Source organism: Streptomyces sp. NPDC048278 (assembly GCF_040652195.1).
Classification (GTDB): Bacteria; Actinomycetota; Actinomycetes; order Streptomycetales; family Streptomycetaceae; genus Streptomyces.
This window is the reverse complement of record NZ_JBEZLP010000018.1, coordinates 167,762-193,555: the sequence shown is the minus strand read 5'-3', so window position 1 is coordinate 193,555 and position 25,794 is coordinate 167,762. Positions and strand designations below refer to the sequence as shown.

At 70.6% G+C, this 25,794-nt stretch carries 29 protein-coding genes and 1 tRNA gene; 22 read left to right on the top strand and 8 right to left on the bottom strand.

Features of this window, described 5'->3' with window-relative positions; genetic code table 11:
- The first annotated feature begins 56 nt into the window (after positions 1-56).
- From AB0D74_RS28985 to AB0D74_RS28915, 15 genes are all read left to right on the top strand, one after another.
- A complete protein-coding gene (locus AB0D74_RS28985; protein ID WP_362593248.1) occupies positions 57-494 on the top strand; it encodes a Pycsar system effector family protein in 438 nt (145 codons plus the stop codon).
- Positions 491-1,492: a DUF2637 domain-containing protein gene (locus AB0D74_RS28980; RefSeq protein WP_362593229.1), complete on the top strand. Its 1,002-nt coding sequence runs from the start codon at positions 491-493 to the stop codon at positions 1,490-1,492. The genes AB0D74_RS28985 and AB0D74_RS28980 overlap by 4 nt, the downstream gene beginning before the upstream one ends.
- The gene (locus AB0D74_RS28975) at positions 1,489-2,139 is read left to right on the top strand and encodes a GGDEF domain-containing protein (RefSeq protein WP_362593226.1); all 651 of its coding nucleotides are present in this window, start codon (positions 1,489-1,491) and stop codon (positions 2,137-2,139) included. The genes AB0D74_RS28980 and AB0D74_RS28975 overlap by 4 nt, the downstream gene beginning before the upstream one ends.
- Positions 2,139-2,522 (top strand): RRQRL motif-containing zinc-binding protein, encoded by a 384-nt coding sequence (locus tag AB0D74_RS28970; RefSeq protein WP_362593223.1) that lies wholly within the window; start codon positions 2,139-2,141, stop codon positions 2,520-2,522. The genes AB0D74_RS28975 and AB0D74_RS28970 overlap by 1 nt, the downstream gene beginning before the upstream one ends.
- A 75-nt stretch (positions 2,523-2,597) precedes the next feature.
- Positions 2,598-4,853 (top strand): FtsK/SpoIIIE domain-containing protein, encoded by a 2,256-nt coding sequence (locus AB0D74_RS28965; protein ID WP_362593220.1) that lies wholly within the window; start codon positions 2,598-2,600, stop codon positions 4,851-4,853.
- 139 nt (positions 4,854-4,992) lie between these two features.
- Positions 4,993-5,277, top strand: a complete 285-nt coding sequence (locus tag AB0D74_RS28960) for a hypothetical protein (protein ID WP_362593217.1) — start codon at positions 4,993-4,995, stop codon at positions 5,275-5,277.
- Positions 5,274-5,468 (top strand): hypothetical protein, encoded by a 195-nt coding sequence (locus AB0D74_RS28955; RefSeq protein WP_362593214.1) that lies wholly within the window; start codon positions 5,274-5,276, stop codon positions 5,466-5,468. Before AB0D74_RS28960 ends, AB0D74_RS28955 begins: the two co-directional genes overlap by 4 nt.
- Before the next feature lie 15 nt (positions 5,469-5,483).
- Entirely contained in the window at positions 5,484-6,098 is a 615-nt protein-coding gene (locus tag AB0D74_RS28950) for a hypothetical protein (protein ID WP_362593210.1), read from the top strand.
- Complete coding sequence (locus tag AB0D74_RS28945; protein WP_362593207.1) at positions 6,095-6,415, top strand: MazG-like family protein; 321 nt, start codon at positions 6,095-6,097, stop codon at positions 6,413-6,415. Before AB0D74_RS28950 ends, AB0D74_RS28945 begins: the two co-directional genes overlap by 4 nt.
- A gap of 90 nt (positions 6,416-6,505) precedes the next feature.
- Positions 6,506-7,783, top strand: a complete 1,278-nt coding sequence (locus AB0D74_RS28940; RefSeq protein WP_362593204.1) for a DNA cytosine methyltransferase — start codon at positions 6,506-6,508, stop codon at positions 7,781-7,783.
- Between the two features lie 40 nt (positions 7,784-7,823).
- A complete protein-coding gene (locus AB0D74_RS28935) occupies positions 7,824-8,288 on the top strand; it encodes a hypothetical protein (protein ID WP_362593201.1) in 465 nt (154 codons plus the stop codon).
- A 90-nt stretch (positions 8,289-8,378) separates the two neighbouring features.
- Positions 8,379-9,278 (top strand): bifunctional DNA primase/polymerase, encoded by a 900-nt coding sequence (locus tag AB0D74_RS28930; protein ID WP_362593198.1) that lies wholly within the window; start codon positions 8,379-8,381, stop codon positions 9,276-9,278.
- Positions 9,275-10,441 carry an AAA family ATPase gene (locus AB0D74_RS28925; RefSeq protein WP_362593195.1) on the top strand — a complete coding sequence of 389 codons (1,167 nt, stop codon included), beginning with the start codon at positions 9,275-9,277 and terminating at the stop codon, positions 10,439-10,441. Before AB0D74_RS28930 ends, AB0D74_RS28925 begins: the two co-directional genes overlap by 4 nt.
- On the top strand, positions 10,438-10,659 hold the full coding sequence (locus AB0D74_RS28920; protein WP_362593192.1) for a helix-turn-helix domain-containing protein: 222 nt from the start codon (positions 10,438-10,440) through the stop codon (positions 10,657-10,659). The genes AB0D74_RS28925 and AB0D74_RS28920 overlap by 4 nt, the downstream gene beginning before the upstream one ends.
- The gene (locus AB0D74_RS28915; protein ID WP_362593190.1) at positions 10,656-11,822 is read left to right on the top strand and encodes a site-specific integrase; all 1,167 of its coding nucleotides are present in this window, start codon (positions 10,656-10,658) and stop codon (positions 11,820-11,822) included. The genes AB0D74_RS28920 and AB0D74_RS28915 overlap by 4 nt, the downstream gene beginning before the upstream one ends.
- Positions 11,823-11,900: 78 nt before the next feature.
- On the opposite strand, the gene AB0D74_RS28910 is transcribed toward AB0D74_RS28915, so the two are convergent.
- From AB0D74_RS28910 to AB0D74_RS28900, 3 genes are all read right to left on the bottom strand, one after another.
- Positions 11,901-11,974: transfer RNA gene (locus AB0D74_RS28910), tRNA-Pro, on the bottom strand.
- Between the two features lie 74 nt (positions 11,975-12,048).
- Complete coding sequence (locus AB0D74_RS28905) at positions 12,049-12,810, bottom strand: Pr6Pr family membrane protein (RefSeq protein ID WP_362593187.1); 762 nt, start codon at positions 12,808-12,810, stop codon at positions 12,049-12,051.
- A gap of 116 nt (positions 12,811-12,926) precedes the next feature.
- Positions 12,927-13,853, bottom strand: coding sequence for a metallophosphoesterase (locus AB0D74_RS28900; RefSeq protein ID WP_362593184.1), 927 nt, complete (start codon positions 13,851-13,853; stop codon positions 12,927-12,929).
- Positions 13,854-13,956: 103 nt separating this feature from the next.
- Between AB0D74_RS28900 and AB0D74_RS28895 the strand changes: the two genes are divergently transcribed.
- Positions 13,957-14,424, top strand: a complete 468-nt coding sequence (locus tag AB0D74_RS28895; RefSeq protein ID WP_362593181.1) for a GatB/YqeY domain-containing protein — start codon at positions 13,957-13,959, stop codon at positions 14,422-14,424.
- A gap of 121 nt (positions 14,425-14,545) precedes the next feature.
- On the opposite strand, the gene AB0D74_RS28890 is transcribed toward AB0D74_RS28895, so the two are convergent.
- Entirely contained in the window at positions 14,546-16,828 is a 2,283-nt protein-coding gene (locus tag AB0D74_RS28890) for a transglycosylase domain-containing protein (protein WP_362593179.1), read from the bottom strand.
- 538 nt (positions 16,829-17,366) lie between these two features.
- On the opposite strand from AB0D74_RS28890, the gene wblA reads away from it, so the two are divergent.
- Positions 17,367-17,705 carry a transcriptional regulator WblA gene (wblA, locus tag AB0D74_RS28885; protein ID WP_132856581.1) on the top strand — a complete coding sequence of 113 codons (339 nt, stop codon included), beginning with the start codon at positions 17,367-17,369 and terminating at the stop codon, positions 17,703-17,705.
- Between the two features lie 32 nt (positions 17,706-17,737).
- Here wblA and AB0D74_RS28880 read toward each other — a convergent pair whose 3' ends face one another.
- Positions 17,738-19,165 (bottom strand): ArsA family ATPase, encoded by a 1,428-nt coding sequence (locus AB0D74_RS28880; RefSeq protein WP_362593176.1) that lies wholly within the window; start codon positions 19,163-19,165, stop codon positions 17,738-17,740.
- Positions 19,162-20,139, bottom strand: coding sequence for an ArsA-related P-loop ATPase (locus tag AB0D74_RS28875; protein ID WP_362593173.1), 978 nt, complete (start codon positions 20,137-20,139; stop codon positions 19,162-19,164). Before AB0D74_RS28875 ends, AB0D74_RS28880 begins: the two co-directional genes overlap by 4 nt.
- Before the next feature lie 107 nt (positions 20,140-20,246).
- Between AB0D74_RS28875 and AB0D74_RS28870 the strand changes: the two genes are divergently transcribed.
- The 4 genes from AB0D74_RS28870 to AB0D74_RS28855 all read left to right on the top strand — a co-directional run bounded on the left by AB0D74_RS28870 (position 20,247) and on the right by AB0D74_RS28855 (position 22,689).
- On the top strand, positions 20,247-20,405 hold the full coding sequence (locus AB0D74_RS28870) for a DUF4177 domain-containing protein (RefSeq protein ID WP_362593170.1): 159 nt from the start codon (positions 20,247-20,249) through the stop codon (positions 20,403-20,405).
- Complete coding sequence (locus tag AB0D74_RS28865; protein WP_351714256.1) at positions 20,402-20,866, top strand: RidA family protein; 465 nt, start codon at positions 20,402-20,404, stop codon at positions 20,864-20,866. Before AB0D74_RS28870 ends, AB0D74_RS28865 begins: the two co-directional genes overlap by 4 nt.
- 102 nt (positions 20,867-20,968) lie before the next feature.
- Positions 20,969-21,844: an NUDIX hydrolase gene (locus AB0D74_RS28860; RefSeq protein ID WP_362593166.1), complete on the top strand. Its 876-nt coding sequence runs from the start codon at positions 20,969-20,971 to the stop codon at positions 21,842-21,844.
- Between the two features lie 2 nt (positions 21,845-21,846).
- The gene (locus tag AB0D74_RS28855; protein ID WP_362593163.1) at positions 21,847-22,689 is read left to right on the top strand and encodes an MBL fold metallo-hydrolase; all 843 of its coding nucleotides are present in this window, start codon (positions 21,847-21,849) and stop codon (positions 22,687-22,689) included.
- A gap of 61 nt (positions 22,690-22,750) precedes the next feature.
- Here the strand turns inward: AB0D74_RS28855 and AB0D74_RS28850 are convergent, their stop codons facing one another.
- Complete coding sequence (locus AB0D74_RS28850) at positions 22,751-23,581, bottom strand: nucleotidyltransferase domain-containing protein (protein ID WP_362593160.1); 831 nt, start codon at positions 23,579-23,581, stop codon at positions 22,751-22,753.
- Positions 23,582-23,674: 93 nt separating this feature from the next.
- Positions 23,675-24,349: a Crp/Fnr family transcriptional regulator gene (locus AB0D74_RS28845; protein ID WP_018547939.1), complete on the bottom strand. Its 675-nt coding sequence runs from the start codon at positions 24,347-24,349 to the stop codon at positions 23,675-23,677.
- A gap of 333 nt (positions 24,350-24,682) precedes the next feature.
- Between AB0D74_RS28845 and nth the strand changes: the two genes are divergently transcribed.
- Positions 24,683-25,714 (top strand): endonuclease III, encoded by a 1,032-nt coding sequence (nth, locus tag AB0D74_RS28840; RefSeq protein WP_362593156.1) that lies wholly within the window; start codon positions 24,683-24,685, stop codon positions 25,712-25,714.
- The last annotated feature ends 80 nt before the right edge of the window (positions 25,715-25,794 follow it).

Genomic DNA, 25,794 nt, shown 5'->3' with positions numbered 1-25,794 from the left:
GACAGGAACCCGCTCCCAGCAACGGCCAGAACGACGAACCCGCGCGCCGGTTCCAGATTCCCCACGCTCAGGAATCTGCGAACTGGCGCGTTTCCTCCCGCACGGACAACAAGACCGCGCTGTTGCTGGCGTTCGTCGGCGCGGTACTGGCCGGGGCTTGGACGGTCGCCAAGGACGTCCCGTTGAACGACGCCTCTGTGGCGGCCGGCGGTGCGGGCCTGGTCTGCATGGTCGCGGCGGCCGGTTGGCTGCTGCACTCGGTCCGCCCGAACCTGGGTGGCCGGACCCCGGTCGGTTTCCCGCTGTGGGCGACGCTCACCGCTGAGGAGATCGACACCGAGCTGACCGAGGACCGGCGCGCGCACCACATCGCCGTCCTGTCCCGCATCGCGATCGTCAAGTTCACCTGCCTCCGGCGCGCGGTCGACCTGACCCGCGTGGGCGGTGCGCTGCTCATCGTCGCGGCCCTGATCGTGGCGGGCGGTGCAGCATGACCACCACGACCACGACGGTTGAGCGTCCCGCAGTGCCGCCCCTGAGCAAGCCGGAGATAGGTCTTGCCGTACTGGGCGCGCTGGCCGCAGCCGCGGTCGGAGCCCTGGGACTGATCGCCTCGTTCGACGCCGTTTCCACTGCCGCGGCCCGGTGGGGGTTCGGCGAACCGTGGATGCTGCCGGTCGGCATCGACGTGGCCATCCCGGTGTTCACCGTCGCCAACCTGCTGTTGATCCGGATGGACATGGCGTTGGCGTGGGTGCGGTTCGTGCCCTGGGTGCTGACGCTGGTCACCTGTGGGCTGAACGTCGCCGCCGGGCACTCGCTGTGGGCGAAGGTCGCACACGGCACGATGCCGCTGCTGTGGGTGGTGTTCTCCGAGATCGGCGCCCACGTCTACGCCGTGCGGATCGGTGCCGCGACCGGCCGGCGGATGGAGAAGGTGCGGTTCTCCCGCTGGATGCTCGCCCCGCTGTCGACGTTCGCCCTGTGGCGGCGGATGACGCTGTGGGAGATCACCTCTTACTCCGAGGCGCTGAAGCGTGAGCGTGAGCGGCAGCTGGCCCGTGCCCGGCTGCGGGAGGAGCACGGCCGGCGGTGGCGGTCGAAGACCCCGCGCCCGGAACGCGTGCTGCTGAAGCTGGGCGAGCTGGCCCCGGCGAGCGAGGACGTCCCGCCCACGCCCCCGCAGCAGACGGAGGAACCGACACCGGAGCCGCCCAAGGCGCCGCGCAAGCGCCCGGCCGGCACCAAGGGCAAGGCCAAGACCGCCAAGGTGCCGCGCACCCCGGCGGAACTGCTTGCCGAGGCGCGCGAGGCCACGGCCGAGTGGGCCGATGACGCGATCAACGCCGAAGCCATCCGCACCACGTTGCACTGCTCGGCTGCCAACTCCCGCGTACTGCGCGACCTGCTGCTGAACGACCGGGCCGAAGGGCGTCACCTGCACACCGTCGACGGCGACGACAGCGAGGGCACTGAGGGGGCGGCGGCATGAACACCGTGCTGAGCATGCTCGCCGGGGCGGCTCCGGTCGCCTCCGGCTGGACGGCGCACACGCTGTGGCTGCGACGGCGCCTGAACGTCGCCCGCCGTGACCCGCTGACCGGGCTCTGGACGCGTGACGCGTTCACCCGCCGGGCTACCGCTCTGCTGCGGGATTCGCGGGCGGTCGTGGTGCTGGCCGACGTCGACCGCTTCAAGCAGATCAACGACGCCTTCGGGCATGCGGCCGGAGACGCCCTGTTGAAGGCGACCGCGGACCGGCTCGCCCACTACGTCGGCCGTGTCGGGGTGGCAGGGCGGCTTGGGGGCGATGAGTTCGCCGCCGTTCTGATCGATGACCACGGCACCGCCGGGGACATGCTCGCCGTGCTGCATGGCGTGCTCGCCCGTCCGGTCGACGGCCAGGACCCTCACGTGCACACCACGGTCTCTCTCGGCTGGGTGCGCGCCGCCGACTTCCCCGGCGACGACCTGTCCGCTCTGCTGCGGCGGGCGGATGAGGCGATGTATGCGGCCAAGCAGGGGCGCGCTGGCACCCGCCGGGCGGGGCTGGGGCGGCTGTTCGCCACGGTCACCGGACGGCGCTCCGGCCGCGCCGGGGCGCGGACCGGTGAGCCGGTCGTGGGGGTGGCTGCCTGATGGCCGCCTACGGCAAGTGCTTCGACCCCTTCGGCGCCCGGTTCGGCATCCCCACGTACCCGTGGCGGTTCGCCCCGGACGGCTACGCCACCCGCCGTCAGCTGCGCGCGTCGGGGCTGCGGCCGGGCGGGCAGCCGGTCGCCGCGCAGGTGATGCGCCACCACCGCGGCCGCAAGGCCGGTGTCCAGGTCGCCTATCTCTACCGCGTCGACCGCGCGAAGCCGGTCCGGCCGATGACGTCGCGCAAGTGGGGTGCGCTCGCCCTGGCGATGCTCGCCCGCCGCACCTGCCCGAAGTGCCGGATCACCTACAGCTACTGCTTCCCGACCTCGCTCGGGATGTGCATCCCCTGCGCCTACCCCGAGGAACAGCGCGCCGCCTGACCCACACACGGGGCCCGGCCTTGCCCGCCAAGACAGCGGCCGGGCCCCGCATCCTCCCCGAGAGAAGGAACCTCAGTGAAGCACCCCGACGACGACAACGAACTCTTCAACCGGCTCGAAGCCGAGATGTCCGCCGACCCGGCGGGCGACGTGGTCGACCTGAACAAGGCCCGGTCGGCCCGCAGCGAGTCGGCCGACCGCACCGCCGACGCGTCGGCCGACTCCGGCCCCGACCGGTCGGCCGACTCGCAGCCGACCGCGTCGGCCGACCCGAGCGAGGGGGAGTCGGACGACTCCGCCCCGACGATGGTCGACCGTCCGGCCCCGGCGCAGTCGGGCCCCGGTCTGATCGACCGCATCCGCGACTCCAAGCGCCTGGACGTCCTGCCCGCGTGGGTGAAGTCGGGCCCGGAGTTCGCCGACGCGATGCGCTGGCTGGCCGGGCACGTGGGGCACACCCTCGCCTTCCACGCGGTCCGCGTGCCGTTCCTGTACGTGCCCAAGCTGGTGTGGCGCTCGCCGCGCGGCCTGGTCAACATCCTGGGCAGGATCGGCCGTTGGGCCATCGATGCGGAAGGAGAGCCGCTACGCCAGGCCGAGGCGCGCCGGGAGAACTCCGAGCTGTACCTCAAGCTGTCCCGCCAGCGCGACCGGCGGGTCCGGCTGCGGATGATCCTGACCATCGTCGGGACCCTGTTCGCCCTGGGGATGGGCCTGTTCCTGGTCTTCGGCGCAGAGCCGATGACGCAGGTCATCGCCACCACCGTGATCGTGTTCTGCTGCGGGGTGGCGGGGGTGCCGGCGGATGCGCCGCTCGCCTCCCGCGCGGTCATCAAGACCGAGGTGCAGAAGCTGACCAGTGACATCGTGGTCAAGGCCATGGCGTCCATCGGCATCGGCCAGATCGCAACCGCGGTCGCCAAGGGCCAGGACGGCATCAAGTTCGTCGCCCCGATCACCCGCGAGGGACCGGGCTGGCGCGCGGACATCGACCTTCCCCTGGGCGTCACGGTCGCCGACGTGGCCGACCGGCGCGCCCGGCTCGCCTCCGGCCTGCGCCGCCCGCTCGGGTGCGTGTGGCCGGACGCCGACCCCAGCGAGCACGAGGGACGACTCATCCTGTGGGTGGGCGACCGGGACCTGTCCAAGACCGGCATCGTCAAGTGGCAGCTCGCAGGCGCCCGCAAGCACGACGTCTTCAAGCGGATCCCGTTCGGCATCGACCCGCGGGGGCGTGCTCAGTCCGTGCCGATGATCCAGCACAACATCCTGATCGGCTCACTGCCCGGCCAGGGCAAGACCGCGTCCGTGCGGGTGCTGGCCTGCGGCGCCGCCATGGATCCCTCCGTGGAACTGTGGCTGCACGAGAACAAGGGCACCGGCGACCTGGACGCGCTGGAGTGCGTCAGCCACCGGTTCGTCTCCGGTATCGACGACGACTCGATCAAGTACGCGGCCGACTCGCTGAAGCTGCTGCGCGAGGAAGTCATGCGCCGCGCGGCTGCGATGAAGAAGCTGCCGAGGGACCTGTGCCCGGACAAGCGCATCACCCGGCAGATTGCCGACAAGCGCTCGCTGAAGCTGTGGCCGCTGGTCGCCGTGTTCGATGAGTGCCAGAACCTGTTCGCCCACTCCAAGTACGGCAAACAGGCTGGTGACGACGCGGAGTTCATCATCAAGCTCGGTCGCGCACTCGGGGTGGTCCTCATCCTTGCCACGCAGCGCCCGGACAAGGACTCGCTGCCGACCGGGATCAGCGGCAACGTCTCGATCCGCTTCGCCCTCCGGGTCGCAGGCCAGGTCGAGAACGACATGATCCTGGGCACGTCCGCGTACAAGAACGGCGTACGCGCCACCTCCTTCCGCCCGGAGATCGACGCCGGTAACGGCTACCTCGCCGGCGCCACCGCGCTCCCGGTCGTGGTCCGCACCGCCTACCTGGACGACCCGGCCACCAACGCCATCGCCCAGCGCGCACACGCCCTGCGCAAGGCCGAAGGCACCCTGTCCGGGCACGCGCTCGGGGACGACCCCGAGGCCGCGGCCGGTCCGTCCTACGACCTGCTCGCCGACATAGCGGCCATCGTGCCGCCGTCGGAAGAGCGGGTGTGGAACGAGCGGATCGCCGCCCGGCTCGCCGAACTGCGCCCCGAGGTCTACGGCGGCTGGAAGGGCGAGAACGTCACCAGCGCGCTCAAGCCGCACGGCATCAAGACCCGCGACGTCGCGGGCACGACCGAGGACGGCACCCGCACCACCCGCCGTGGCATCCTCCGCGCCGACCTCACGAAGGCGATTGCGGAGCGTGACGAAAACCGGGGCGCCGCCTAGCCCCGGACGGTGCTACCGGTAGCACCTCGCCCTGCTACCGGTAGCACCCCCGCTAGCACACCCCATAGCACCTGATCTGCGAACTAGCGCATAGCACCCCACCTGCGAAAACCCCGGAAAACCCGAGAAAGGGCCCCTGATGCCCCTCACTGCCCTTGCTATCGCCTGCCTGATACTCGTCACCCTCGGTTACAGCGGAATGTGTGCGGCCAGCCCGTTCGGGACCTGCCGCAAGTGCAACGGCTTCGGCTTCGCCACGACCACCGACCGCAAGGGACGGCCCAAGCGCGGCAAGAGCTGCCGCCGCTGCAAGGCCACCGGCAAGCGCATCCGCGCCGGGCGCTGGCTCTACAACCGCGCCCAGCGCATCTACCGCGACGGCACCGACACCCCCCGCCCGGAGCGCTCGGAGGCCAACCGATGACCCTCACCGTCTCCGCCGTGCTGCTCTTCGGCGCCGCGTCCGCCTTCGCCGTCAAGACCAAGTCCGCCGGAGGCTTCGCCGCCACCGTGCTCTTCCTGTTCGGGTTCTTCGTCGCCGGAACCGGCGCGTACGAGCCCATCCACAACCTCGTGCAGGCCGCCGCCGACTCGCTCGGCCAGCTCGGCAACTGACGGAGGAAGCCGACCGTGACTCTGCCCAACGAACCCATCGTGGCCCGGCACTGGCTCGCCCTCGCCGCGCCCAAGGCCGCCCCCGCGCTGGCGACCACGACCGTGCTGGCGCTCGCCCGGATCTGGAACGCCAACGGCGCCGAACACTCCGTCGGCAACGCCGTGCTCATGACCGCACTCTCCCTCGCCGCCGCCGGCGCCGGGGCGTGCGCGAGCATCGGCCGCGCCGGAGACCCGGTCATCGCCGGGACCGCCTTCGCCGCCTCCGGCTCCCTCGCCCTCGCTGGCGTCGCCGGATACGCCGACGGCATGCCCCTGCCGCTGCTGCTGTGGGCACTGGCCACCACCGGCGCCTACGCGCTCGCCGCACGGTACTGGCGCACCGAGCGGCGTGAACGCCTCGCCCACGAGCGACACATGAGCGACCGGCGCGAGGAACGCGCCCACGTCGAACGCGTCGAGACCCTGCGCGCCACAGCCCAAGTCGAAGTCGCCCGCAGCGGCGCCGCGTACGCGGAACAGCTCGCCGCCGCCCTGGTCGCCCGCGCCGCGCTGCCCGGCTACGACCCCACCGCCCTGGAACACACCGGACTGCCCCAACTCCCCACTGCCGAAAGGAACACCCTGTGAGCGCTCTCCTCATCCCCGTCGCGGCCCGCATCGCCGCCGTCCTGAACGCCACCAACGGCACCGCCGAGCACGAGACGGCGATGCGACTGATGAAGGTCACCGAGGAAGCCGGCGAGGCATCCGCCGCCTACATCGGCATGACCGGCCAGAACCCCCGCAAGGGCATCAGCCACACCACCGCCGACGTGGCCGACGAACTCTGTGACGTCATCATCGCCGCGACCGTCGCCCTGCACTCGTTCAGCGACACCCCAGCCGCCGATCTCACGGCCAAGCTCGATGCCGTCGCCCGCCGCCTGAACACCACCCGGCAGTAGCTGCGCCAAGGGCGGCCCCCTCGTCTCGCCAAAGTCGCGGGGCCGCCCTTGTCTCCGCCTGCCACGAACTGACCTGTGGAGGTCTCCAGCATGACCCATCGCCCCGTCGCACCGTCGGAGGGCGGCAACATCAGCTTGTGCACCGGTTCCGGTGCGCTGGACTTGGCCGTGGAAGCCGTCACGGGCCTGTCCACGGTCCTGGTCGGCGAGAAGGACCCGGCCGCCTCCCGATTGCTGGCCGCCCGCCTGCCCCACGCCCACAACCTCGGGGACATCACCGCCGTCGACTGGTCCGCGCTCGCCGCCTCGCTGCCGCGTCCGGCGTCGCTGACCGCCGGGTTTCCCTGCCAGGACATCTCCAACGCCGGACCTCGGGGAGGGATCGCCGGTGACCGCTCCGGACTCTGGAAAACCATCGCCCAAGCCGTTCGCCACCTTCGACCCCGGCTCGTCTTCCTGGAAAATGTCGCCGCCCTGCGCAGCCGCGGGCTCGATGTCGTCGCCGCCGACCTGGCCGCGATCGGGTATGACGCGCGGTGGATGTGCCTACGCGCTGGAGATCCCGAGGTCGGAGCCTGCCACCGCCGCGACCGCTGGTTCGCCGTCGCGTATCCCGCTGCTGAAGACCCCGACTTCGCAGCTCGGCAGGAACGGCGGTCCGCAGCACCCGGACAAGCGCCGGGCTGGCGGGCACGGGCCCACGCTGGAGGACGAAGTGGTGTTCTTGCTGCCCCCGACGGACAGCTGAGGCTGCTGCCCACCCCGGCCGCCGCCGACGGAACCGGCGGCCCCGGCACCTCCCCCAAGCGCAAGGGCGGCATGAACCTGCGCACTGCTGTCACCCTGCTGCCCACCCCCGCCGCACGCGACTGGAAGTCCGGCGCCTCCAACCTACTGACCGTCAACTCCCGGCCGCTGAACGAGGTGGTGGTGAATCTGCTGCCCACCCCCAAGGCGTCCGACGGCCCCCATGGCGGCCCGAACCAGCGCGATCGTGCCGGCAACTACTACCTCCCCGGCCAGGCCGTACGCCTGGACGGTCGATGGGTGGCCACCAACGGCACCGACTACGGGCCCGCCATCCGCCGCTGGGAGGCCGTCCTGGGACGACCCGCGCCGGAGCCGACGGAGGCGGGAACCAAGGGAAACCGTCGGCTGTCCCCGGCGTTCGTGGAATGGATGATGGGCGCCGATCCCGGCTGGGTGACGGATGCGGAGCTGGGTCTGTCCCGCTCCGACCAGCTCAAGATCCTCGGTAACGGCGTGGTCATCCATCAGGCCCACTTCGCCTACCGCGCGTTGCTCGCCACGTTCGCCCCCGAGGCTGCGGCCCCCGCGCCGTCTCAGCTTGCTCTGGACATCGCCTGACCAGGCAGACACCCCCCTTTCTCCCCTGAGAGGACACGTCGTGTTCGAGATCCGCATCATCTGCGACCCGGCCGACAAGGACCGCGTCAGGGCGGCCCTGGCCGCCGCCTTCACCACCGGTCCGGCGCGCCAGCACCCCACCCGCGACGGCCAGCGCACCCGCCTGTACCTCACCGCCGACCACCGCCCCGCGCCGGAGCCGTGGCCCACGCCGGAAGAGGCGTACGCGCTCGCCCCGAGCATCATCAGCGAGATCGGATGGACCGCCCGGACCGCAGCCGACAGGCCGTTCTACGACGGGCTCAACCGTGAGTTCTGGCTCCGCAAGGCCGCGCTGTTGGACCGCATCGCGCTCAGCGACGAAACCGACAGCGTCACCAGCGACGCGGCCGAACTCGCCACCCGCGCCGCCCACCGGCTGATCGAGTTGGACGACACGGCCACGGCTTGTGATCCGCGCCAGTACGTCCGGCAGCAGTACGGCGCTTGGGCCAAGAACCAGTAGCAATGCCGCGGCGGCGGAAATCCCCAGCAAGGTCGCCCGCCGCCGCGGTTCTCCCTGCACGCCCGAAGACAGAACAGGAGAACCCCCAGCATGCCGTACCCGGACGGCTCTGCCCAGCTCACCTCTGCGCTTGACGCAGCGTCGCGTGACTGGCGCGTCTTCCCTCTCATCCCCGGTGACAAGCGCCCGGCCGTCTCCGACTGGGAGACCCGCGCCACCACCAACCCGGAGCGCATCTCCCGCGCGTGGTCCGCCGGCGCCTTCAACGTCGGTATCGCCACCGGCCCTTCCGGCCTGATCGTCATCGACCTGGACAAGCCCAAGCACCCCGGCGACACCCCGCCGGCCACGTGGGCCCAACACGGGGTCACCCACGGCGCCGATGTGCTCGCCGTGCTCTGCACGCGCCACGGCCAGCCCTTCCCCGGCGACACCTACACCGTCCGCACCTGGAGCGGCGGCACCCACCTGTATTTCCTCGCGCCCGAGGGCGAGCCCCTGCGCAACACGGCCGGGGACAGCGCCCGCGGCCTTGGGTGGAAGGTCGACACCCGCGCGTGGGGCGGACTCGTGGTCGGCGCGGGCAGCACCGTCGCCGGACACCCGTACACGGTCACCCACCACCGGCCCGTGGCACCCCTGCCGGGCTGGCTCGCCGACCTCCTGCGCCCGGCACCGCTGCCCCCGCAGACGCCCATCACGGTCGCCCTCACCGGCCACGGACGGCGCACCGCCTTCCTCCGCTCCGCGATCAACGGCGAAGTGGAGCGCGTCACCGGCTCCGGACCGCACGAGCACAACAACGCCCTCTACGTCGCCGCGGTCGCCCTGGGACAGCTCGTGTCCGGGGGCGAGCTGGGCGAGGCCGACGTCACCGGCTGGCTCCTCACTGCGGCGCTCCAAGTCGGCCAGGGCGAGCGTGAGGCACGGCGCACCATCGCTTCCGGCCTGCGGGCCGGAGCACGGCGCCCGAGGACGGTCGCGGCATGAGCGCCAACCCCATCCCGCCGCTGCATCTGTACTCCGTGCCCAGCGACCCCCAACCGGCACCCACGGCGCCGCCGAAGCGGGAGCGCCCGAGGACGGCATGGACGGCCGATCAGCTCATGGCCGCGCACTTCCCCGAACCGAAATGGGCCGTGCCCGGCATCCTCGCCGAAGGCGTCAGCGTGCTCGCAGGGCCGCCCAAGGTCGGCAAGTCGTGGCTCTCCCTCGGACTGGGCCTGTCCGTCGCGGCCGGAGGCAAGGCGTTCGACTCCGTGCCCGTTCAGGGCGGACCGGTGCTCTACCTCGCCCTGGAAGACACCCCGCGCCGTCTCCAGACCCGCATGGGCAAACTCCTCGGAGGACAGCCCGCCCCCGCCGGTCTGACCCTGGTCACCGAATGCCCGCCCTTCCCCCAGGGCGGCACCGAGGCCATCGCCCAGTGGCTGGAGCGCAACCCCGACGCGCGCATGGTCGTCATCGACGTGTTCGCCAAGATGCGCGGCCAGGCTCCGGCCGGCGTCTCCGCCTACGACGCGGACTATGTCGCCGTCGGATACGCCAAGCGGCTCGCCGACCACTACGGCGTGGCCGTCGTCCTCGTCCACCACGTCCGCAAGGCAGCCTCCGAGGACTTCCTCACCGAGGTCTCCGGCACCAACGGCATCGCCGGAGCCGCTGACGCCACCCTCGTACTGAAGCGGGCGCGCGGCCAGGCAGACGGCATCCTGCACGTCACCGGCCGCGACGTGGACGAAGCCGAGTACGCACTCAGCTTCCAACCCGCCTCCGGTGCCTGGCACTTGTTGGACGGCCCGGTCTCCGACCACACCGTCGGCGACACCCGCGCCACGATCCTGCGCCACGTCCGCGCCCACCCCGGCGCCAAGCCCAAGGACATGGCGGGCGAGTTGCCGAACGTCGACCTGGACACGATCCGGCGCACCTGCAACCGCATGGCCGACGCCGGACAGCTCACCAAGGACCCCAGCGGCCGGTACTACCCGGACACCGACACCCGGACAGAGGGCACGCAAGAGGTGTCCGCACTGTCCGCCTGTCCGGTTACACCGTCTGACCAGCACGAACACCCCGGACAGCCGGAATTGGAGCTGTCCGGCCTGTCCGGCTCCGACACCGCGGAACCCCATCTGAGGAGGAACCCGTGACCCTCGCCGTGCCTGAGCGCGACACGTTCACCGAACCCCTCCTCTACCGGGTTCAGGACGCGACCCGCGTCCTGAACATGAGCCGGACTGTCGTCTACGAACTGATCCGCGCCGGCCGTCTCCGCACGGTCAAGGAGGGACGTGCGCGCCTCATCCCCGCGTCCGCCATCGCCGAATACGTCGCGCTGCTTGAGCGCGAGGCAGGAGAGCAGAAGTGACCAAGCGCCGAAGCAGGGGAGACGGCGGCCTCCACTGGGATGAGAGGCGCCAGCGTTGGATCGCGAGCGTGACCCTCGGCTACGACCCGAGCGGCAAGCGCATCGTGAAGAAGGGCAGCGGCAAAACCAAGACCGAGGCCAAGAACAAGCTCAAGGAAGTCATCCGTGACCATGAGGACGGCCTTGCCATCGCGCCCTCGGGGTACACCGTCGAGAACGCGGTGAACGACTGGCTGATGTACGGCCTGGCCGGTCGGGACAAGGGAACCCTGGACACCTGCACCATCCTGAGCCGGAACCACGTGATTCCTTCTCTGGGTGCCCGCAAGCTTCGGGACCTGAGCGCGGAAGACGTGGACAAGTGGCTTGCCACCAAGGCAAAGACGCTCAGCACGCGCACGTTGCAGGGGATTCACTCGTGCCTGAATCGCGCGGTGAAGCGTGCCATGGCGCGCGACAAGGTGAAGCGCAACGTGGTGGAACTGTGCTCCGTCCCGAAGGGCCAGCCGGGCCGCCCGTCCAAGGCACTGACATTCGCCCAAGCCGAATCCGTGCTGAAGGCCGCTGAGCGCACGTCCATGCACGCATACGTCGTGCTGGCCCTGCTCACCGGCGCCCGCACGGAGGAACTGCGTGCACTCACCTGGGACCACGTCTTTCTCAAGGGCGAGCCAGGCGCCGATCCGCCGATCCCGCCGTACATGGCGGTGTGGCGGTCGGTCCGCGCCGGCGGTGACACCAAGACCCGGAAGTCCCGGCGCACTCTCGCGCTCCCGGCGCGATGCATAGAGGTGCTCTGGCAGCACTGGGAAGATCAGGGATGGGACCGGCTCGCCGCAGACGACGCATGGGAGGAACACGGGTTGGTGTTCGCGTCCGCCGTCGGCAAGGAACTCGACTCCACGAACGTCCGGCGAGCCTTCCGGCAGGCCATCGCCAAGGCAGAGGGTGTGAACGCTGCGGAGTGGACCCCGCGGGAGCTGCGGCACAGCTTCGTGTCGCTGCTCTCTGACAAGGGCGTGCCGCTCGAAGAGATCTCGCGCCTTGTCGGGCACTCCGGCACGGCCGTCACTGAGGAGGTCTACCGGAAGCAGATCCGCCCCGTGATCCAGACCGGAGCGGTCGTGATGGACGACCTTTTCAAGGACGACCCGGACCGGTAGTCACTCAGTTAGTCACTCACCACGAATCAGGGCCGGTTTCCCGCGAAGGAAACCGGCCCTGACCTTGTACTTCGGCTGTCGGGGTGGCGGGATTTGAACCCACGACCTCTTCGTCCCGAACGAAGCGCGCTGCCAAGCTGCGCTACACCCCGGTGTCGCTGCTGTACTGCTTGTCGCGGCGACGTCGTTTACTTTAGCCCACTGGTGGCTGGAGACGAAATCCGGTTTAGGGGCGGCGTCCGACCGGGTTCGGGCGGGTGTGGTCCAGGGCTACCAGGAGGACTGCGAGGGCGTAGCACGCGAGGCCCAGGAGGAGGGCGTTGGCGAGGGTGGCGCGGTAGCTGTGCTGCTCTGCGTCGAGGAAGGGGTAGAGGTAGCGGCCCGGCGTGCCGGGGAGGAGCAGTTCCGCGCGGACGAAGGTGAAGGTCAGGTAGGCCAGGGGGTACAGCATCCACGCCGGCGTCTGGCGCAGGTGGAGGCGGGCCCGGGGTGTGAGGACGAGCCAGTCCAGGAGCGCCGCCGCGGGGGCCGCCGTGTAGAGGAGCTGGAGGGCCAGCCACTGGCCGTGCCAGGCCACCGGAAGATGCGTCGAGCCCGTCATGGAGAACGGGGGAGTCGTGTGGCCCAGGAGCAGGTGGTAGACCAGGGACGAGACGACGGCGTAGAGGAGTGCCGCACCGGTCAGGGACGAGGGCACGGGGCGGCCCGCCTGCCAGGCCCGGCGGGCCGAGAGGAGGCTCACCAGGGTCAGGAGTATCGCCGCCTGGACTCCGAAGTAGCCCATGATCCGGTCCGGGCTGCCCAGCAGCAGCTCCAGCGCCACGCCCGCCGACGCCAGCACGGCCGTCAGGAGGCGGAACACCGCGGTCGCGGGGCGGCGGACGGGAGCGACCACCGCCGTCGCCGGAACGTATCCGGGCATGAGCACGGGCGTGCCCGGCACCGCGGGGAGGTCGGGTATGTCCCTGGGTATCGGAGGAGTCGTCATGCCCTCAAATTAGGGAGAAGGGGGCATGACTGGCATTTTGGTCTAGGCCGGGTGGGTTAGCGGGGTGGGAACCCCGTCGGCCGGGGCCCCTGCCCCCTCCGGCTCCCCCGCCCGTTCTATTTGCGCTCCACCAGCGTCAGCAGCGTCGCCTCCGGTGGGCAGGCGAAGCGGACCGGGGTGTAGCGGTTGGTGCCGCAGCCCGCCGAGACGTGCAGGTACGACGTACGGCCCTCGGCCGTGTGCGTGGACAGGCCCTTCACGCGGTCCGCGTCCAGGTCGCAGTTGGTGACCAGGGCGCCGTAGAAGGGGACGCAGAGCTGGCCGCCGTGGGTGTGGCCGGCCAGGACCAGCGGGTAGCCGTCGGCCGTGAAGGAGTCCAGGACGCGCAGGTACGGGGCGTGCACCACGCCCATCGAGAAGTCGGCCGTACCGGACGGGCCGCCCGCCACCTGCGGATAGCGGTCACGCTTGATGTGCGGGTCGTCCAGTCCCGTCAGCTCCACCGAGGCGCCTTCGATCTTCAGGGTGCCCCGCGTGTTCGTCAGGTTCAGCCAGCCCGCCCCGTCGAAGCCGTCCCGCAGGTCCTGCCAGGGGAGGTGGATCGCGCCGACGACCGGCGGGTTGCCGTTCAGGCCGTGCTTGCCGTTCACCTTCTCCAGCAGGTAGCGGGCGGGGTTGCGGGGCTTGGGGCCGTAGTAGTCGTTGGAGCCGAAGACGTACGCGCCCGGGAACTCCATCAGCGGGCCCAGCGCGTCCAGCACCTCGGGGATGCCCTCCGGGTCGGACAGGTTGTCGCCCGTGTTGATCACGAAGTCCGGGCGCAGGCCCGCCAGCGACTGCAGCCAGCGCTGCTTCTTGCGCTGGCCGCTCACCATGTGGATGTCGGAGACCTGGAGCACGCGCAGCGGGCGCATCCCCGGCGGGAGGACCGGGACCGTCACCCGGCGCAGGCGGAAGGAACGGACCTCGAAGCCGGCCGCGTACAACACACCCGCGGCGCCGAACGCCGCGATTCCCAGGGGTACTCCGTATCGAGCGCGCATATGACCATCGTGTCAGACCGGGCGGGCGCCCAGAGACCGGGCGGTACGTGAGGTGGGTAAATCGGCGGGCGTCGGGCATGCGGCACCTGCGACAATCGGTGTCATGACCACCACGCTCAAGTCGAAGCTGAAGGACGACCTCAACGCCGCGATCAAGGGACGCGACGAGCTCCGCTCGGCCACGCTCCGGATGACGCTCGCCGCGATCACCAACGAGGAGGTCGCGGGCAAGGAGAAGCGCGAGCTCTCCGACGACGAGGTGCTCAAGGTGATCGCCAAGGAGGCGAAGAAGCGCCGGGAGGCGGCCGAGGCCTTCACCCAGGGCGGCCGTGCCGAGAGCGCCGAGCGGGAGAAGGCGGAGGGCGAGGTCCTCGCCGGTTACCTGCCGAAGCAGCTCAGCGACGCGGAGCTGGACGGGATCGTCGCCCAGGCCGTCGAGGAGGCGAAGGCGGCGGGTGCCGAGGGGCCGCGGGCCATGGGCGCCGTGATGAAGATCGTGAACCCGAAGGTGTCCGGCCTGGCCGAGGGCGGCCGTGTCGCCGCCGCGGTGAAGAAGCGGCTCCAGGGCTGACGCTCCAGGGCTGACGCTCCTGGGCTGACAGCGCGCGGGTCGGCAGCAGGCGGTACGACGGTGGGGCCGCACCTCTTCCGAGAGGTGCGGCCCCACCGTCGTAGCGAGTGGAAGCTGTCGATCAGCCCCGGTTCCCGCCGTTGCCGTTGCGGCCCCCGTTCGTGGTCCCCTGGATGAAGCCGTCGGGGAGGGAGAAGGTCGGGGTCGGGGTGGTGCCGCCGTCCGTCGAGCCGCCGGTGTCGGTGCCGCCGATGAGACCGCCGATCAGGCCGCCGGTGTCGGTGCCGCCGTTGTCGTTTCCGTTGCCGTTCCCGTGACCCTTGTCGTGGTCGTTCTCGTCCGGGATGTCGACGAGGTTGAAGTCCTCCGACTGCTTGCCCTCCAGGGCGCCCGTCATGGCGTCCTTCCAGATCGGGCCCGGGGTGTCGGCGCCGAAGACCTCGGAGTGGTAGACGCCGCCGATGGTGATGTTGGTCATCTCGATGTTCTGCTTGGCGCTGCCGACCCAGACCGCGCCCGCGAGGTTGGGCGTGTAGCCGACGAACCAGGCGTTCTTACGGGCGTCCGTCGTACCGGTCTTGCCCGCGCTCTCCCGGTCGTCCAGACCGGCCTGCTGACCGGTACCGGAGTCGATCACACCGCGCAGCAGGGTGTTGATCGTGTCCGCGGTCTTCTCGCTCATCGCCCGCGAGCAGGTCGACTTGGGGACCGGGATCGACTTCTGCTCGTTGCCGACCTTCTGGGTGATCGACTCGATGGCGACCGGCGTGCAGTACATGCCCCGGTCGGCGAAGGAGGCGTACGCGCTCGCCATGGTCAGCGGGGAGAGGCCGATCGCGCCGAGGGCGATGGCCGGCGTCTGCGGGAGCTTCGAACCGTCGCCCTGGTGGACGTGGAGCGAGTCGGTCATCTTGACCACCGGGCACAGGCCGATGTCGGAGATCAGCTGGACGAAGTAGGTGTTGATGGACTTCGCCATCGCCTTCTTCATCTGGTACGGCCCGACCTCGGACTCGTTCTCGTTCTCGACCTGCTCGCCGGTCGTGTTGACCCACTGCTTGCCGTCGCACTGCTGCACGGGGCTCGGGTAGTTCATCTTGTACGGCGACGAGTACTCCTGCGTCGCCGACTTGCCGCCCTCGATGGCCGCCGCGGCCACGAACGGCTTGAACGTCGAACCCGTCGGGAAGCCGTAGTTGGAGCCGCCGTAGTCCCGGTCGACCGAGAAGTTGTACTCGGTCTCGTTCTTGTTGTAGCCGTACGGCTTGGACTGGCCCATCCCCAGGATCTTGCCGGTGCCGGGCTCCACGAGGGTGGCGGCTGCCGCGACCGAGTCCGACTTGTAGACGTGGTCCTTGATCGAGCTCTGCACCGAGTCCTGGGCCTGCGGGTCCAGGGTGGTGCGGATGGTCAGGCCGCCCTGGTTCCAGAGCTTGGCGCGCGCCTCGCGGGTCTTGCCGAAGGTCTGGTCGGTCAGGAAGACGTTCTCGACGTACTTGCAGAAGAACCCGGCGCCCTTGACCGCGGTGATGCAGCCGTTCTTCGGCTGGGTCACGTGCAGGCCGAGCGGGGTCTCCTTGGCCTTGTCGGCCTCCGCCTGGGAGATGTCGCCGAGCTGGGCCATGCGTTCGAGCACGACGTTGCGCCGCTTGGTGGCCTCGGCCTCGTCGTTGACCGGGTCGTAGCGGCTCGGCGACTGCACGATGCCCGCGAGCAGAGCCGACTGGGGGAGACTGAGGTCCTTGGCGTGCTTGGAGAAGTAACGCTGGGAGGCGGCCTCGACGCCGTAGGCCTGCTCGCCGAAGAAGGTGATGTTCAGGTAGTTCTCGAGGATCTTCTTCTTGCCGAGCTTCTCCTCCAGCTGGATCGCGTACTTCAGCTCCTTGACCTTGCGGCCGAGGGTCTGCTGGGTGGCCTCGGCGACCTTGGTCGGGTCGTCGCCGGCCTCCTCGATGAAGTAGTTCTTCACCAGCTGCTGGGTGAGCGTGGACGCGCCCTGGGCGACCCCGCCGCTCTGCGCGTTCTTGTTCAGCGCCCGCAGCACGCCCTTCAGGTCGATGGCGCCGTGCTGGTAGTAGCGCGAGTCCTCGATCGCGACGATCGCCTTCTGCATGTACGGCGAGATGTCCTTGAGTTCCACCACCGTGCGGTCACGGGAGTAGACCTGGGCGATCTGGTTGCCCTTGCTGTCGAGGATGGTGGTGCGCTGGCTCAGCTGCGGGCTCTTCAGGTTGGCCGGGATCTCGTCGAACCCCTGCACCGAACCCTTGGCCGCGAGGCCCAGTGCCCCGGCCGCGGGCAGCGCGATGCCCGCCATCACGGCTCCCGCGAGCACACTGACACCGAGGAACTTGGCGGCCTGCTGCGTGGTCGACAGACCACCGCCCGAGCGCTTCTTTGGCATGGGGGCAGCCTAATCCGTGGGGATGAGCATTCCGGGTGAGCGGGTGGCTCTCGGGATGTTCGAGTGCCGGATCGTGACATAGAGGGCGACACCGGCGACCGTGCCCGACGGCACGACGACATGAACGGTCTACCTTGCCATTCGCCGGACACACGTACAGGCCTTGGCCTAAGCTGCTCTCAACTGTCACAGCAGTGCGGTCACGTATCAATACGTCCGGCGACCCCGAATCGTTTCGGATCCTGCCCACTTTTTTTCGGGTGAAGTGTTGATGGCGTGTCCGAATCCGCCTCGTGTGTCACTCGGCGTCCGTTGTGGCGCACCGCAGCTGTCCCGGTTTGCCGCGATGATCACGCATGTCGCCAGCTCACTCCCGCGGGTGATCTGCCGCTTACCCATAGTCCGTTCGGGCCATTCAAGATTGGGCCCGAAGGGGGTGTTGCGCTGTGCCCACCTTCCGTAACGTCCTCAACTGGCGGCGGTGAATATGCCGCTGCCGCCGTGGGGGAGCCTCGATTCGGGAGAGGACGGCGCCGGTATGGGCTGGGTAACCGACTGGAGTGCGCAGGCTGCCTGCCGCACTACCGATCCGGATGAACTGTTCGTTCAAGGAGCAGCGCAGAACAGGGCCAAGGCGGTGTGCACCGGATGTCCGGTACGCACGGAATGCCTGGCTGATGCGCTGGACAATCGCGTCGAGTTCGGCGTGTGGGGAGGCATGACGGAGCGGGAGCGTCGCGCACTGCTGCGCAGGCGGCCCACCGTGACCTCCTGGCGCAGGCTCCTGGAGACAGCGCGCTCGGAGTACGAGCGGGGGACCGGAATCGTCCCCCTCGACAGCGACGAGGTGTACGAGAACTACGCGGCCGTGAGCTAGACCGGACGGGTCCACGAACAGACCGCGCAGGTCTACGGCAGCTCCGGCCGGCCGGCCGCGAGCCGGTCGCCGATGTCCCGCAGCCCCGTGAGGTCGTGGACATCGCCGGGCAACGCGGCCACTTCGACCACGGCCACTTCGGGGTGGCGCGCGGTGAAGCGGTCACGTGTGCGCTGCTCGCGGGAGAGCAGCTGCATGCGCTCGGCGTGCAGCCTCAGCAGGCCTGCGGTGAGCTGGTCGACGGTGCGGTCGGGACCTTCTGACGAGGGGGATTCGTCAGTCGTGTCCGCAGCCGTGTCGAGAGTCGTGTCTGCAGTCATGTCCGCGGGCCCGGACGAGGGGGATTCGTCGGGCCGGGACTCGGACGGCACAGGCGCGGGTGATTCAGAACTGCCGTACGTGTCGGGAGAGTTACGAAGTCCAGCTTTCCCGCCCCTCTGATCCACAATGCGGGGCTCCTCAAGATTTTCCGCGGCGGCGAGCGCCCGCTCGGCCGACAGCCGGCCGGCGCCGCTGCCGTGGACGCGGTTGAGGACCAGACCGACCAGCGGCATGTCCTCCGCGGCCAGCCGCTCCACGAAGTACGCGGCCTCCCGCAGCGCGTCCCGCTCCGGAGCCGCCACCACCAGGAACGCCGTACCGGGCGCCTGAAGCAGCTTGTACGTCGCGTCCGCGCGCGTGCGGAACCCGCCGAACGTCGTGTCCATCGCCGCCACGAACGTCTGTACGTCCTTCAGCAGCTGCCCGCCGAGCAGTTTGCCGAGCGTGCCGGTCATCATCGACATGCCGACGTTCAGGAAGGCCATGCCCGCACGGCCGCCGAGCTTCGCGGGCGCGGTGAGCAGGCGGATCAGCCGGCCGTCCAGGAAGGAGCCGAGGCGTTTGGGCGCGTCGAGGAAGTCCAGGGCGGAGCGGGAGGGCGGGGTGTCGACGACGATCAGGTCCCACTCGTCCCGGGCCCGCAGCTGGCCCAGCTTCTCCATCGCCATGTACTCCTGCGTGCCCGCGAAGCCCGCCGAGAGCGACTGGTAGAAGGGGTTGGCCAGGATGGCGGCGGCCCGCTCGGCGTCCGCGTGCGCCTCGACGACCTCGTCGAAGGTGCGCTTCATGTCGAGCATCATGGCGTGCAGTTCGCCGGGGCCCTCGGTGCCCTTCACCTTCCGCGGCACGTTGTCCAGCGAGTCGATGCCCATGGACTGGGCGAGCCGCCGGGCCGGGTCGATGGTCAGCACCACGACCTTGCGCCCGCGCTCGGCCGCCCGCAGGCCCAGGGCCGCCGCGGTGGTGGTCTTGCCGACCCCGCCCGAGCCGCAGCACACCACGATCCGGGTCTCCGGGTCGTCGAGCAGCGGATCGATGTCGAGCACGGGCGCGTGGGCCAGCCGGCGCGCGCCGTCCTGCGCCGGTTCCTTGGCGGGGTCCCCTGCGGGTTCCTTGGCCGGGTCCGGATCCGGAGTCATGACATCCCCTGTTCCCGCAGCTCGGTGGCGAGTTCGTACAGGCCCGCCAGGTCCATGCCCTCGGCGAGCAACGGCAGCTCGTGCCGCTCCAGGTCCAGCTCGGCGAGGACCGCGCGCTGCTCGTGCTCCAGCGCGTACCGCTCGGCGTACTCGGCGGCCTGCGCGAGCAGCGGGTCCACCAGCTGCTCGGCCTTCCCGCCGCGCCGCGCCCCGCCGAGCCCGGCCGCCGACAGCGTCTGCGCCACGGCGGTGCGCGGTACCGTCCGTACGAGTTCCAGATCGGCGGCGTCCAACACCTCGGGACGGACCATGTTCACGATGACCCGGCCCACCGGCAGCCGCGCGGCCCGCAGTTCGGCGATGCCGTCGGCGGTCTCCTGGACCGGCATCTCCTCCAGCAGAGTGACCAGGTGCACGGCCGTCTCCCGGGACTTCAGCACCCGCATCACGGCCTGCGCCTGATTGTGTATCGGGCCAATCTTGGCGAGCCCGGCCACCTCGTCGTTGACATTCAGGAAGCGGGTGATGCGGCCCGTCGGCGGGGCGTCCATGACGACGTAGTCGTAGATGAACCGCCCGGCCTTGTCCTTCCTGCGCACCGCCTCGCACGCCTTGCCGGTCAGCAGCACGTCCCTGAGGCCGGGCGCGACGGTGGTGGCGAAGTCGATCGCGCCGAGCTTCTTCAGCGCCCGGCCCGCCCCGCCGAGCTTGTAGAACATCTGGAGGTAGTCCAGAAGGGCCAGTTCGGGATCGATGGCCAGCGCATAGACCTCACCCCCTCCCGGCGCTACGGCGATCTTCCGCTCTTCGTAGGGCAACGCCTCCGTCTCGAAGAGCTGGGCGATGCCCTGCCGGCCCTCGACCTCCACGAGAAGCGTCCGCTTCCCCTCGGTCGCGAGGGCCAGCGCGAGTGCGGCGGCGACCGTCGTCTTTCCGGTCCCGCCCTTGCCGCTGACGACCTGGAGCCTGCTCACATCTTCGAGACTAACCAGTCGGCCGGACACTCACGCGGGAGGCTGTGGATAACCGTGCGTGCGGTGGGCCACGTGTCCCGTCCGTCACAGCGGATACAGTCGCCCACATGACCAAGTGGGAATACTCAACCGTGCCGCTGCTCGTCCATGCCACGAAGCAGATTCTGGACACCTGGGGCGAGGACGGCTGGGAGCTCGTCCAGGTGGTGCCCGGGCCCAACCCCGAGCAGCTCGTGGCCTACCTGAAGCGGGAGAAGTCGTCGTGAGCGCCGTGGAGGCCAAGCTGGCCGAACTCGGTCTCGCGCTGCCGGCCGTCGTCCCGCCGCTCGCCGCCTACCAGCCGGCCGTACGGTCCGGTGCGTACGTCTACACCTCCGGCCAGCTGCCCATGGTGGACGGCAAGCTGCCGGTCACCGGCAAGGTCGGCGCCGAGGTCACCGCGGAGGAGGCCAAGGAGCTCGCCCGCGTCTGCGCGCTGAACGCCCTGGCCGCCGTGAAGTCCGTCGCCGGTGACCTGGACCGGGTCGCGCGCGTGGTGAAGGTCGTCGGCTTCGTCGCCTCCGCGACCGACTTCACCGGGCAGCCGGGCGTGATCAACGGCGCCAGCGAGCTGCTCGGCGAGGTCCTCGGAGACAAGGGCGTGCACGCGCGCAGTGCGGTGGGCGTCGCGGTGCTGCCGCTGGACGCGCCGGTCGAGGTGGAGGTCCAGGTCGAGCTGGAGCCGTAGCCGACCGGAGCCGTAGCCGACCGGAGCCGGAGGGCGGTCCGTGACGGGTGGTCCGCCGAAGCCCCTCTCGAACATTCGCGCACCACGGGATAGCCTCCGGTAATGGCCGATGGACAGTGGTATCCCCCCGAGTGGCCGGACCGCATCCGCGCACACGCGGAGGGCACCCTCGTGCCGGTGGCCCCCAAGCGTGCGGCGACCGTGCTGCTCCTGAAGGACACCCCGGACGGTCCCGCCGTCCACATGCTGCGCAGACGCGCCTCCATGGCCTTCGCCGGAGGCGCGTACGCGTATCCGGGCGGCGGCGTCGACCCGCGCGACGACGACCACCAGGTCCGCTGGGCGGGCCCCACGCGCGCGTGGTGGGCCGACCGGCTCGGCGTCGACGAGGCGGGCGCCCAGGCGATCGTCTGCGCGGCCGTCCGGGAGACGTACGAGGAGGCGGGCGTCCTGCTCGCCGGACCCGCTCCGGACGCCGTCGTCGGCGACACCACCGGCGACGACTGGGAGGCCGACCGCGCGGCCCTGGTCGCCCGTGACCTGTCCTTCGCCCAGTTCCTCGACCGGCGGGGCCTGGTCCTGCGCTCCGACCTGCTGGGCGCCTGGACGCGCTGGATCACCCCGGAGTTCGAGAGTCGCCGCTACGACACCTGGTTCTTCGTCGCCGCCCTGCCCGCGGGCCAGCGCACCCGCAACGCCTCCACGGAGGCCGACCGCACGGTGTGGATCCGCCCGGCGGACGCCGCCGCCGGCTACGACGAGGGCGAGCTGCTGATGATGCCGCCCACCATCGCCACCCTGCGCCAGCTCCAGCCCTACGCCACGGCCGCCGAGACGCTCGCCGGGGCGCCCGCACGGGACATGACCCCGGTGCTGGCCCGCGCCCGGCTGGCGGCCGGCGAGATCGTCCTGACCTGGCCGGGCCACGACGAGTTCACCAAGCACATACCGACCGACCTGACGACCGGTGGAGCCTGACCATGACGGACGCAGCAGCACTGCCGGGCCAGCCGCGCGGCGGAGTCCTCCCGGGGCCCGCCACCGCGCGGGCCGTCAACGTGCTGGCGCCCAACGCATCCGCGATGACCCTGGACGGCACCAACACCTGGATCGTCGCCGAGCCCGACTCCGACCTGGCCGTCGTGATCGACCCGGGCCCGCTGGACGACGGCCACCTCAAGAACGTCGTCGACACGGCCGAGAAGGCCGGCAGACGCATCGCGCTCACCCTCCTCACCCACGGCCACCCGGACCACGCCGAGGGCGCCGCGCGGTTCGCGGAACTCACCGGCACCCGCGTGCGTGCCCTCGACCCGGCGCTGCGGCTCGGCGACGAGGGCCTGGCCGCGGGCGACGTGATCACGACCGGCGGCCTGGAGCTGCGGGTCGTACCGACCCCGGGCCACACCGCCGACTCGCTGAGCTTCCACCTCCCGGCCGACCGCGCGGTCCTCACCGGCGACACCATCCTGGGACGCGGTACGACGGTCGTGGCGCATCCGGACGGCCGGCTGGGCGACTACCTGGACTCCCTGCGAAGGCTGCGCTCGCTGACCGTCGACGACGGCGTCCACACCGTCCTGCCGGGCCATGGACCCGTCCTGGAGGACGCCCAGGGCGCCGTCGAGTTCTACCTGGCCCACCGCGCCCACCGGCTGGCCCAGGTCGAGACGGCCGTGGAGAACGGCCACCGCAGCCCCGCCGAGGTCGTCGCCCACGTCTACGCCGACGTGGACCGCTCCCTGTGGCCGGCGGCGGAACTGTCGGTACGGGCCCAGCTGGAGTACCTGACCGACCACGGGCTGATCCAGTCCGAGATCTAGCGCTGGTCTCCCGCGCTGGTCTCTCGTGCCGGGCTCCAGCGCCGAGACCTAGCGCCGGGTTCTAGTCCCAGCCCTCCGGCCGGGGCGCCTTCACGCCGTGCACGCGCGCGTACTCGGTGGCGAGCCACGGGCCGAGGTCGTCGACGTACGAGCGCAGCACCGCGCGGTCGCCGACCGGCTCGTATCCCAGTACGGCCGCCCGGCGCAGCTGTCCGGCCCGCTCCGGGTAGTAGCCGGCGAACACCTCGGCCATCTCCCGCAGCTCGCTGGTCCAGCCGTTCCAGCGGGGCATGACGAGGGTGAAGCCGGTGCGGACGAGATGCCGGGACATGAAGCGCACCAGGGGCCGCAGGCTGTCCTCGGTGTCTTCGGCGGCCGTGATCCGCTCCCGCCAGCGCGGCAGGTACCGCGCCAGGTCGCCGTTGGTCTCGCGGGCGAGCACCGCGTCGGGGCGGTAGCGGGGCAGGAACTCGGCGAGGTCCTCGCCGAGCAGCGGGGTGCACTGGCAGGCCACGAACCAGCCGATGTCGTACCGCTCCAGGTCGCTGAGCACCCGTGCGCGGGAGTAGAGCAGGGTGCCGACCCCGTCGGTCTGCGGGAACTCCTTGTCGACGGCCTCGCCGAGGGCGCGGGCCGCGTCCCGGTCGGCGTCGGCCGGTTCCTCGCGCAGGACGGCCACGAGGTCCAGGTCGCTGCGTCCCGGCCGCGCGGTGCCGCGCGGGATCGAGCCGTAGAGGTAGGCGCTGTCCAGGCGCGCCCCGAAGACGTCCAGGAGCCGGTCACGGGCGGCGGCGACCACGGGACGGAACACGAGCGGCACGCGCGCGTGCGAGCCCTCGCGCTCTATGAAGCCCAGGGGGTCGAGGCCCCGGGACGCGACTGTGTCAGACATGGGGAACCAGATACCGGCCCGTCCGGCCTTTGAGGGCGAGGCCGGAGGCCGACGACGCGGAGGTCTGGGGGCGAGAGCCCCCAGAAACCGGCGCTACCGGGACCGCTTGGCCAGGCGCTCGACGTCCAGCAGGATCACGGCCCGCGCCTCCAGGCGCAGCCAGCCGCGCTGGGCGAAGTCCGCCAGTGCCTTGTTCACGGTCTCGCGGGACGCGCCGACCAGCTGGGCCAGCTCCTCCTGCGTGAGGTCGTGGACGACGTGGATGCCCTCCTCGGACTGCACGCCGAAGCGGCGCGAGAGGTCGAGCAGGGCACGCGCGACCCGGCCCGGCACGTCGGAGAAGACGAGGTCGGACATGGCGTCGTTGGTCTTGCGCAGTCGGCGGGCGACGGCGCGCAGCAGGGCGGTGGCCACCTCGGGGCGCGCGTTCAGCCAGGGCTGGAGGTCGCCGTGGCCGAGGCCCAGCAGCTTGACCTCGGTCAGCGCGGTCGCGGTCGCCGTGCGCGGACCCGGGTCGAACAGCGACAGCTCGCCGATCAGCTCGCCGGGGCCGACGACGGCGAGCATGTTCTCGCGGCCGTCGGGGGAAGTGCGGTGGAGCTTGACCTTGCCCTCGGTGACGACATAGAGCCGGTCGCCCGGGTCGCCCTCGTGGAACAGGGAGTCGCCACGCGCGAGGGTCACCTCACTCATGGAGGCACGCAGCTCCGCGGACTGCTCGTCATCGAGCGCCGCGAAGAGCGGGTTGCGCCGCAGAACGTCGTCCACGAGTTCTCTCCTTGTCGACCTGCTCAGGGGATCTTGCTCCCCCTTGGTACCAGGGGACCGTGCTCCCCATTTTGCTGGACCGTCCAAACAGTGTGATCTGTCACAAGGATGCCGCACAGGTGTGCCTGGGTAAGCGGCAGGGGTCCAATCGGGGGCTGATCTTCAGGGTCCGGGGCGGATGTCGGTGCCGGGCTTTAGGCTGGCCGGGTGTCCAAATCGCCGGTGAGAGCACAGGCCAAGGGGGCTGGGCGGGTGGTTGTACGAGGTGATTCCGCTGTGGGCGAACAAGGGTCCGATGCTGCCTCCGGTGAGCCGAAAAAGGCGACGAAAGCGGTGAAAGCCGCCAAGAAGGCGACGGTGAAGACGCCCGCCGCGAAGGCGCCCGCCGCGAAGGCGCCCATCGCGAAGAAGGCTGCCGCGAAGAAGACGACGGCGAAGAAGGCAGCGCCGGCCAAGAAGGCGCCGGCCACGAAAGCGGCGGTCAAGAAGGCGACGGTCAAGAAGGCGACGGCCGCGAAGACGACGGCGAAGAAGGCTGCGGCCGAGAAGCCCGCTGTCGGGCAGGCGCAGCCCGTCGGGAAGACCGAGTCGCCGGCCGCGCTCGTCCGCAGGGCCCGCCGGATCAACCGCGAGCTCGCCGAGGTGTACCCGTACGCCCACCCAGAGCTGGACTTCGAGAACCCCTTCCAGCTCCTGGTGGCCACGGTGCTGTCCGCCCAGACCACCGACCTCAGGGTCAACCAGACCACCCCGACGCTGTTCGCGAAGTACCCCACCCCCGAGGACCTGGCCGCCGCCAACCCGGAGGAGGTCGAGGAGATCCTGCGGCCGTGCGGGTTCTTCCGGGCCAAGACCAGGTCGGTGATAGGGCTCTCCAAGGGGCTGGTGGAGGAGTTCGGCGGCGAGGTGCCCGGCCGGCTCGAAGACCTCGTCAAGCTGCCCGGCGTCGGCCGCAAGACCGCGTTCGTCGTGCTCGGCAACGCCTTCGGGCGCCCCGGCATCACCGTGGACACGCACTTCCAGCGCCTGGTCCGGCGCTGGCGGTGGACTGCGGAGGCCGACCCCGACAAGATCGAGGCCGCCGTCGGCGCGCTGTTCCCCAAGAGCGACTGGACCGACCTCTCGCACCACGTGATCTGGCACGGCCGCCGGATCTGCCATGCCCGCAAGCCCGCCTGCGGTGCCTGCCCCATCGCCCCGCTCTGCCCGGCCTACGGGGAGGGCGAGACCGACCCGGAGAAGGCGAAGAAGCTGCTCAAGTACGAGAAGGGCGGCTTCCCCGGCCAGCGGCTCAAGCCGCCGCAGGCTTATCTGGACGCGGGCGGCCGGCCGGCGCCGCCGCTGGGCGCCGTATCAGGGACATGACCCAGGGGTCTTCTCAGGGACGGAGAACGGAACGATCAAGGAGACTTCGGGCGTTGGAACGGGCAGCAGGACGGGGGAGC